The organism is Claveliimonas sp. (assembly GCF_037273965.1).
GTDB lineage: Bacteria > Bacillota > Clostridia > Lachnospirales > Lachnospiraceae > Claveliimonas > Claveliimonas bilis.
This window is the reverse complement of the sequence record NZ_JAYAZJ010000110.1, coordinates 1-6,413: the sequence shown is the minus strand read 5'-3', so window position 1 is coordinate 6,413 and position 6,413 is coordinate 1. Positions and strand designations below refer to the sequence as shown.

Here is a 6,413-nt window from a genome sequence, read left to right as displayed (position 1 = left end):
TTTTTGCACACAGTTTCCCGGCGGAAGATATCATCAAGGATGCCGGGGGGGTCTTGAAAAACCTGGTGCCTATAGACCGTGAGGTGACAGGAATGAACGGGCGGTTCTATACCTTGAGGATCGCACCTTACCGGACAACGGAGAACAATATCCGCGGTCTCGTTATTACAATTATTGACAGTCTGGGAGCACAAAAATAGCAGAAGAAATCGAGAAAAAATCTGAGGAAGGGGTATTTTTCCATGCCCCGCCACAGATTTTTTCTTTTTGCTCTTTTTTGCAGAAAAGTGCAATAAATTCTGAAAAATATTGTATAATAGAAGAAAAAATCGAGAAAATTGAAGGGAGGGTCCGCTTATGCTCGAAAAACTGGATTTGTCAAAGAAGATGGAAAAAGAAATTTACAGATCAGAAATGGAAAAACTGATTCCAAGACTGGGAAAGCTTCAGAGAAAATGTAAAGATTTGAATATTCCGGTGATGATCGCCTTCGAGGGATATGGAGCTGCCGGAAAGGGAGTTCAGATCAGTAAACTGATACAGGCGCTCGATCCGAGAGGGTTTCAGGTATATGCCGTAAAAGGCGAGACGGAAGAGGAGAAAATGCATCCCTTTTTGTGGCGTTTTTGGACAAAGCTCCCTCCCAAGGGAAGAATTGCGATTTATGATACCAGCTGGTACAGAAGAGTGCTGATCGATCGTTTTGATAAAAAGATAAAAAAATCAGAACTTTTTGATGCATATGAAGCCATCCGTTCTTTTGAAAAACAGCTGACAGATGACGGCATGGTAATCATTAAGATTTTTCTTGCCATTGACAAAAAAGAGCAGAAAAAGCGGTTTGATAAGCTTCTGTCTTCTAAAGATACAGCATGGAGAGTGAGTGAAGGCGACAGAAAGAGAAATGAAAAGTTTGAAAAGTACGAGGCAATGAATGAGGAGATGCTCTCCCGCACAGACAGTGAAAATGCGCCATGGCACATCGTGGAGGCAGTAGACCGCCGGTTCGCTACAGTAAAGATCTATTCCATTGCAGCAGAGACCCTGGAGAGACAGATAGAGGCAGTGGAGAAAAAGAGTGAGCACAGCCGGGATAGGGCAGAAGAGGAGAAGGAACCAAAAGACAACGGTAAAGAGGAGATGAAGCTGACAGAGTCTATTTTGGCAAAGGCGGATCTCTCTCTTTCCTATACAAAGGAAGAGTATGAAAAGAAGCTGAAGAAACTTCAGAAAAGGATCGAAAAGCTTCACGGAGAGCTGTACAGAAAGAGGATTCCTGTCGTGCTGGCCTTTGAGGGGTGGGATGCCGGCGGAAAAGGAGGAGCCATTAAGCGCCTGACAGCAAAAATGGATCCCAGAGGTTATGTGGTCCATCCTACAGCATCACCAAACGCGGTGGAGAGGCAGTACCATTATCTGTGGCGGTTTTGGCGCTCCATGCCCAAGGCGGGCCATATCGCTGTCTTTGACAGAACATGGTACGGAAGGGTTATGGTAGAGCGGATCGAGGGATTCTGCACCGAAGAGGAATGGCGGCGGGCATATAAAGAAATCAATGACATGGAGAGAAATCTGACGAAGGAGGGTGTGCTGATCCTGAAATTCTGGATGCAGATTGATAAGAATGAACAGGAAAGACGCTTCCGGCAGCGTCAGGAAAATCCGGAAAAGCAGTGGAAAATTACGGATGAGGACTGGCGGAACCGGGAAAAATGGGACCAGTATGAAACGGCAGTGAACGAGATGCTTGTACGTACTTCTACTGCAGAGGCACCTTGGATCGTGGTAGAGGGGAATGATAAATACTATGCAAGGATCAAAGTACTGGAAACTGTTGTAAAGGCCATAGAAGAACGGATGGAAACAGGGGGCGGGAAAGCATGATGAATATCAGGGAAGAGCTGGAAGAACGGGAAAAGGAATATTTAAGTCCCTATGCATCTTTAAGCCGGAAATCAAAGGGGAGGAAAAGACCGGAACCGGAGTGCGATATCCGGCCGGTATTCCAGAGAGACCGGGATCGGATCCTTCACTGCAAGTCCTTTCGGAGACTGAAACAAAAAACGCAGGTTTTTCTTCTGCCGAAGGGGGATCATTACCGGACAAGAATGACGCATACGCTGGAAGTATCTCAGAATGCCAGGACGATCGCAAAAGCGCTCCGGCTCAATGAGGAACTGGTAGAAGCCATTGCCCTGGGACATGATCTGGGTCATACTCCTTTTGGTCATGCAGGAGAGCGGGCGCTCAATCAGATGTGCCCGGATGGATTCCGGCATAATGAGCAGAGTGTCCGCGTAGTGGAAATCCTGGAAAAGCAGGGGAGAGGACTGAACCTTACCTGGGAAGTAGTGGATGGTATTTTGAACCATAAGTCCAGCGGAACGCCTCATACACTGGAAGGGGAGATCGTGAGACTCTCCGATAAGATCGCCTATATCAATCACGATATTGATGATGCGGTACGAGGCGGAATTTTGAAGGAAGAGGATCTTCCGGCAGAATATACGGATGTGTTGGGGCATACGACCAGGATGCGTCTGAATACCATGATCCATGATGTGGTGAGCCACAGTATGGGACAGCCGCGGATCGTCATGTCTGATGAAATACGGGAGGCGACGATGGGCCTTCGAAAGTTCCTGTTTGAACATGTTTATCAGAATCCGGCGGCAAAAGGGGAAGAGACAAAGGCGGTCAATATGATTATTAATCTGTACGGATATTATATGGATCATATTGAACTTCTCCCGGAACAGTACCTGGTAATGATAACAGAAAAAGGGGAAACAAAGGAGAGAGTTGTATGTGATTATATAGCGGGAATGACCGATTCCTATGCGGTAAAAAAATTTCAGGAATATTTTATTCCGGAATCTTGGAAAAATTAAAGGAAATAAAGAAGTTTTGTCGAATATTAATAATGAGGGCTTTTTTCCCTCTGGATTTATGTATAGAAAAGGATGATGTCAGCACATGTATTATCCGGATGAAGTGGTAGAAGAGGTTAGACTGAAAAATGATATTGTAGATGTGGTCTCCGGGTATGTAAAACTTCAGAAAAAGGGAAGCTCTTATTTCGGGCTTTGCCCTTTCCATAACGAAAAGTCCCCTTCTTTTTCCGTCAGCAGAGATAAGCAGATGTACTATTGTTTTGGCTGCGGAGCGGGAGGAAATGTCTTTACGTTCATTATGGAATACGAGAACTATTCTTTTGTGGAAGCTCTGAAATTTCTGGCGGAACGTGCCGGAGTGGAACTGCCGGAGCAGGAGTACTCCAAAGAAGCCAAAAGGAGGGCAGATGAGAAAGCTGTCCTGCTTGAGATCAATAAGCTGGCGGCAAAATATTATTATGCGCAGCTTAAGGCTCCCCAGGGGAAAACGGCTTACGAGTATCTGAAGGGAAGGCAGCTGGGAGATGATACCATCACCGCATTTGGACTAGGGTATTCCAACAAGTACAGCGACGATCTGTACCGGTATCTGAAAACGAAAGGGTATACAGACGACATTCTTTTTAAAGCAGGACTGATTTCTTTTGACGAAAGACATGGACCCTATGATAAATTCTGGAACCGTGTTATGTTTCCCATTATGGACGCCAATAACCGGGTGATCGGATTCGGCGGACGGGTGATGGGGGATGCGAAGCCAAAGTATCTCAATTCGCCGGAGACGCCTGTTTTTGATAAGAGTCGTAATCTGTATGGACTTCACAGGGCACGTACATCCAGAAAACCCTATTTTCTTCTGTGTGAGGGATATATGGATGTGATCTCGCTCCACCAGGCAGGATTTACCAGCGCGGTAGCGTCTCTTGGAACAGCGCTTACGCCGGGACATGCTTCCTTGATCAAGCGGTATGTCAATGAAGTATATCTTACTTATGACAGCGATGAGGCGGGAACCAAGGCCGCTCTTCGGGCAGTTCCCATTCTGAAGGAGGCAGGGATCACCGCCAGAGTGATCCGCATGGACCCTTATAAGGATCCCGATGAATTTATTAAGAATCTGGGAGCGGAGGCCTTTGAGGAAAGGATTCATAAAGCCCGGAACGGTTTTATGTTCAGCCTGGAGATGGCCGAGAAAAACTATGATATGGGATCGCCGGAAGGGAAGACAGATTTTCTGAAGGAGGCAGCGAAGAAACTGACTCTTTTTGAGGAAGAAATTGAGCGCAGCAATTACATAGAGGCGGTGGCAAAGACTTACGGGGTGAATGCAGACGACTTGAGAAAGCTGGTGACAAAGACAGCAATCCGGGACGGGCTTGCCAAGCCGGCGGAAAAACCGCGTTCCACAAGAAAGCAGGAAGAAAAGGAGGATGGCCATCTGAAATCCCAGAGGATCCTTCTTACCTGGATGCTGGAGGGAGAGGAAATTTTCCGGCAGATCAGGAAGTATGTGTCACCGGAGGATTTTACGGAAGAGCTGTATCGTCAGGTGGCAGAGCTTTTATACCGGCAGTATGACGAAGGAGCCGTAAATCCTGCCCAGATCATGAATCATTTTACAGACGAGGAAGAACACCGTCAGGTGGCAGCCCTGTTTCATACAAGGATACGGGAACTTTCCACAGTAAGAGAACAGGAGAAGGCTCTAAAGGAAACGATCCTGCGGGTGAAAGAATACAGCATCGAGAAAGCGGCCCGCAATCTGGACCCCGCAGATATGGCGGGACTTCAGAAGCTGATGGAGGAGAAGCGGATGCTTCAGACACCTGAAAAACTGCATATTTCTATTAATTAAGGATAAAATATAAACAAGCAATGAGAGGATGGACACTGCATGGAAGAGAACATTGTAAAATTTGAGGAAAAGCTGAAGGATCTTCTTGCCCTTGGAAAGAAGAAAAAGAGTATTCTGGAAATCCAGGAGATCAATGATTTTTTCTCAGATATGGAGCTCAACTCTGAGCAGATGGAGAAGGTATTTGATTATTTGGAAGCAAACAATATTGATGTGCTCCGGATCAGTGCAGACGATGATGCGGACGATGATGTGGAGATCATGCTTTCGGACGAGGACGAGGTAGATATTGAAAAGATCGATCTGTCTGTTCCGGACGGAATCAGTATTGAAGATCCTGTGCGTATGTACTTAAAGGAAATCGGAAAGGTGCCGCTTCTTTCAGCAGAGGAAGAAGTGGAGCTTGCAAAGCGCATGGCAGAAGGAGACGAGGATGCGAAGAAGCGTCTTGCAGAAGCTAACTTAAGGCTGGTAGTCAGCATTGCGAAACGTTATGTGGGAAGAGGGATGCTTTTCCTGGATCTGATCCAGGAAGGCAACTTAGGACTGATCAAGGCCGTAGAAAAATTTGATTATGAGAAGGGCTTTAAATTCAGCACCTATGCTACATGGTGGATCCGCCAGGCGATTACAAGGGCTATTGCCGACCAGGCAAGAACGATCCGTATTCCGGTTCATATGGTAGAGACCATCAATAAATTGATCCGTGTGTCCAGACAATTGCTGCAGGAACTGGGGCGTGAACCCACGCCGGAGGAAATTGCCGAAGAGTTGGACATGCCGGTGGAGCGTGTGCGGGAAATTCTGAAGATTTCCCAGGAGCCGGTGTCTTTGGAGACTCCGATCGGAGAAGAAGAGGACAGCCATCTTGGCGACTTCATACAGGACGACAATGTGCCGGTTCCGGCAGAGGCAGCAGCGGCAACGCTTCTGAAAGAACAGCTGGATGAGGTGCTTGACACCCTGACAGAGAGGGAGCAGAAGGTATTGAGGCTCCGGTTCGGTATGAACGATGGCCGTGCCCGCACTCTGGAGGAGGTAGGCAAAGAATTTGATGTTACAAGAGAGCGTATCCGCCAGATTGAGGCTAAAGCGCTCAGAAAGCTGCGCCATCCAAGCCGCAGCAGAAAATTAAGAGATTATCTGGATTAAGGAAGAGGCGCCTATGGAACTATCAAAAAGACTGTCTGCCGTGGCAGGTCTTGTGACAGAGGGCGCCTCTGTTGCAGATATTGGCACGGATCACGGTTATATTCCGATCTACCTGGCCCGGAAATGCAAAGAGGGAAAATGGATCGCCATGGATATCAATTCCGGTCCTCTCCAGCGGGCAAAGGAGCATATCCGGGAATATGGCCTGGAGGAAAAGATTGAGACAAGGCTTTCAGACGGACTTTCAGCATTAAAGCCGGGAGAAGTACATACAATGATCGCAGCGGGAATGGGAGGAGGTCTTGTCATACACATTATGGAAAAGGATCCTTCCGTGACTGCTAAGATCCGGGAGTTTATTTTGCAGCCGCAGTCAGAAATCTCAAAAGTCCGGTTTTATCTGGAGGAGAGCGGCTACCAGATTGTTTGTGAGGATATGGTGGAAGAGGACGGAAAATATTATCCCATGATGAAAGCGGTTCATGGGAAGGAAGAGAAACCCTATGAAGAAA

At 47.1% G+C, this 6,413-nt stretch carries 6 protein-coding genes; all 6 read left to right on the top strand.

What is annotated here, in order from left to right; all coding sequences use genetic code 11:
* On the top strand, window positions 1-200 hold a 200-nt coding region (locus WJ238_RS10025; protein ID WP_337606854.1), incomplete at its 5' end, for a PAS domain-containing protein.
* Between the two features lie 157 nt (window positions 201-357).
* Complete coding sequence (gene pap / locus WJ238_RS10020) at window positions 358-1,884, top strand: polyphosphate:AMP phosphotransferase (protein ID WP_337606853.1); 1,527 nt, start codon at window positions 358-360, stop codon at window positions 1,882-1,884.
* A complete protein-coding gene (locus WJ238_RS10015) occupies window positions 1,884-2,891 on the top strand; it encodes a deoxyguanosinetriphosphate triphosphohydrolase (protein WP_230107608.1) in 1,008 nt (335 codons plus the stop codon). The genes pap and WJ238_RS10015 overlap by 1 nt, the downstream gene beginning before the upstream one ends.
* An 85-nt stretch (window positions 2,892-2,976) precedes the next feature.
* Complete coding sequence (gene dnaG / locus WJ238_RS10010; RefSeq protein ID WP_230105881.1) at window positions 2,977-4,749, top strand: DNA primase; 1,773 nt, start codon at window positions 2,977-2,979, stop codon at window positions 4,747-4,749.
* A gap of 39 nt (window positions 4,750-4,788) precedes the next feature.
* Complete coding sequence (rpoD, locus tag WJ238_RS10005) at window positions 4,789-5,901, top strand: RNA polymerase sigma factor RpoD (protein WP_230105882.1); 1,113 nt, start codon at window positions 4,789-4,791, stop codon at window positions 5,899-5,901.
* A gap of 13 nt (window positions 5,902-5,914) precedes the next feature.
* On the top strand, window positions 5,915-6,413 hold a 499-nt coding region (locus WJ238_RS10000), incomplete at its 3' end, for a class I SAM-dependent methyltransferase (RefSeq protein WP_337606852.1).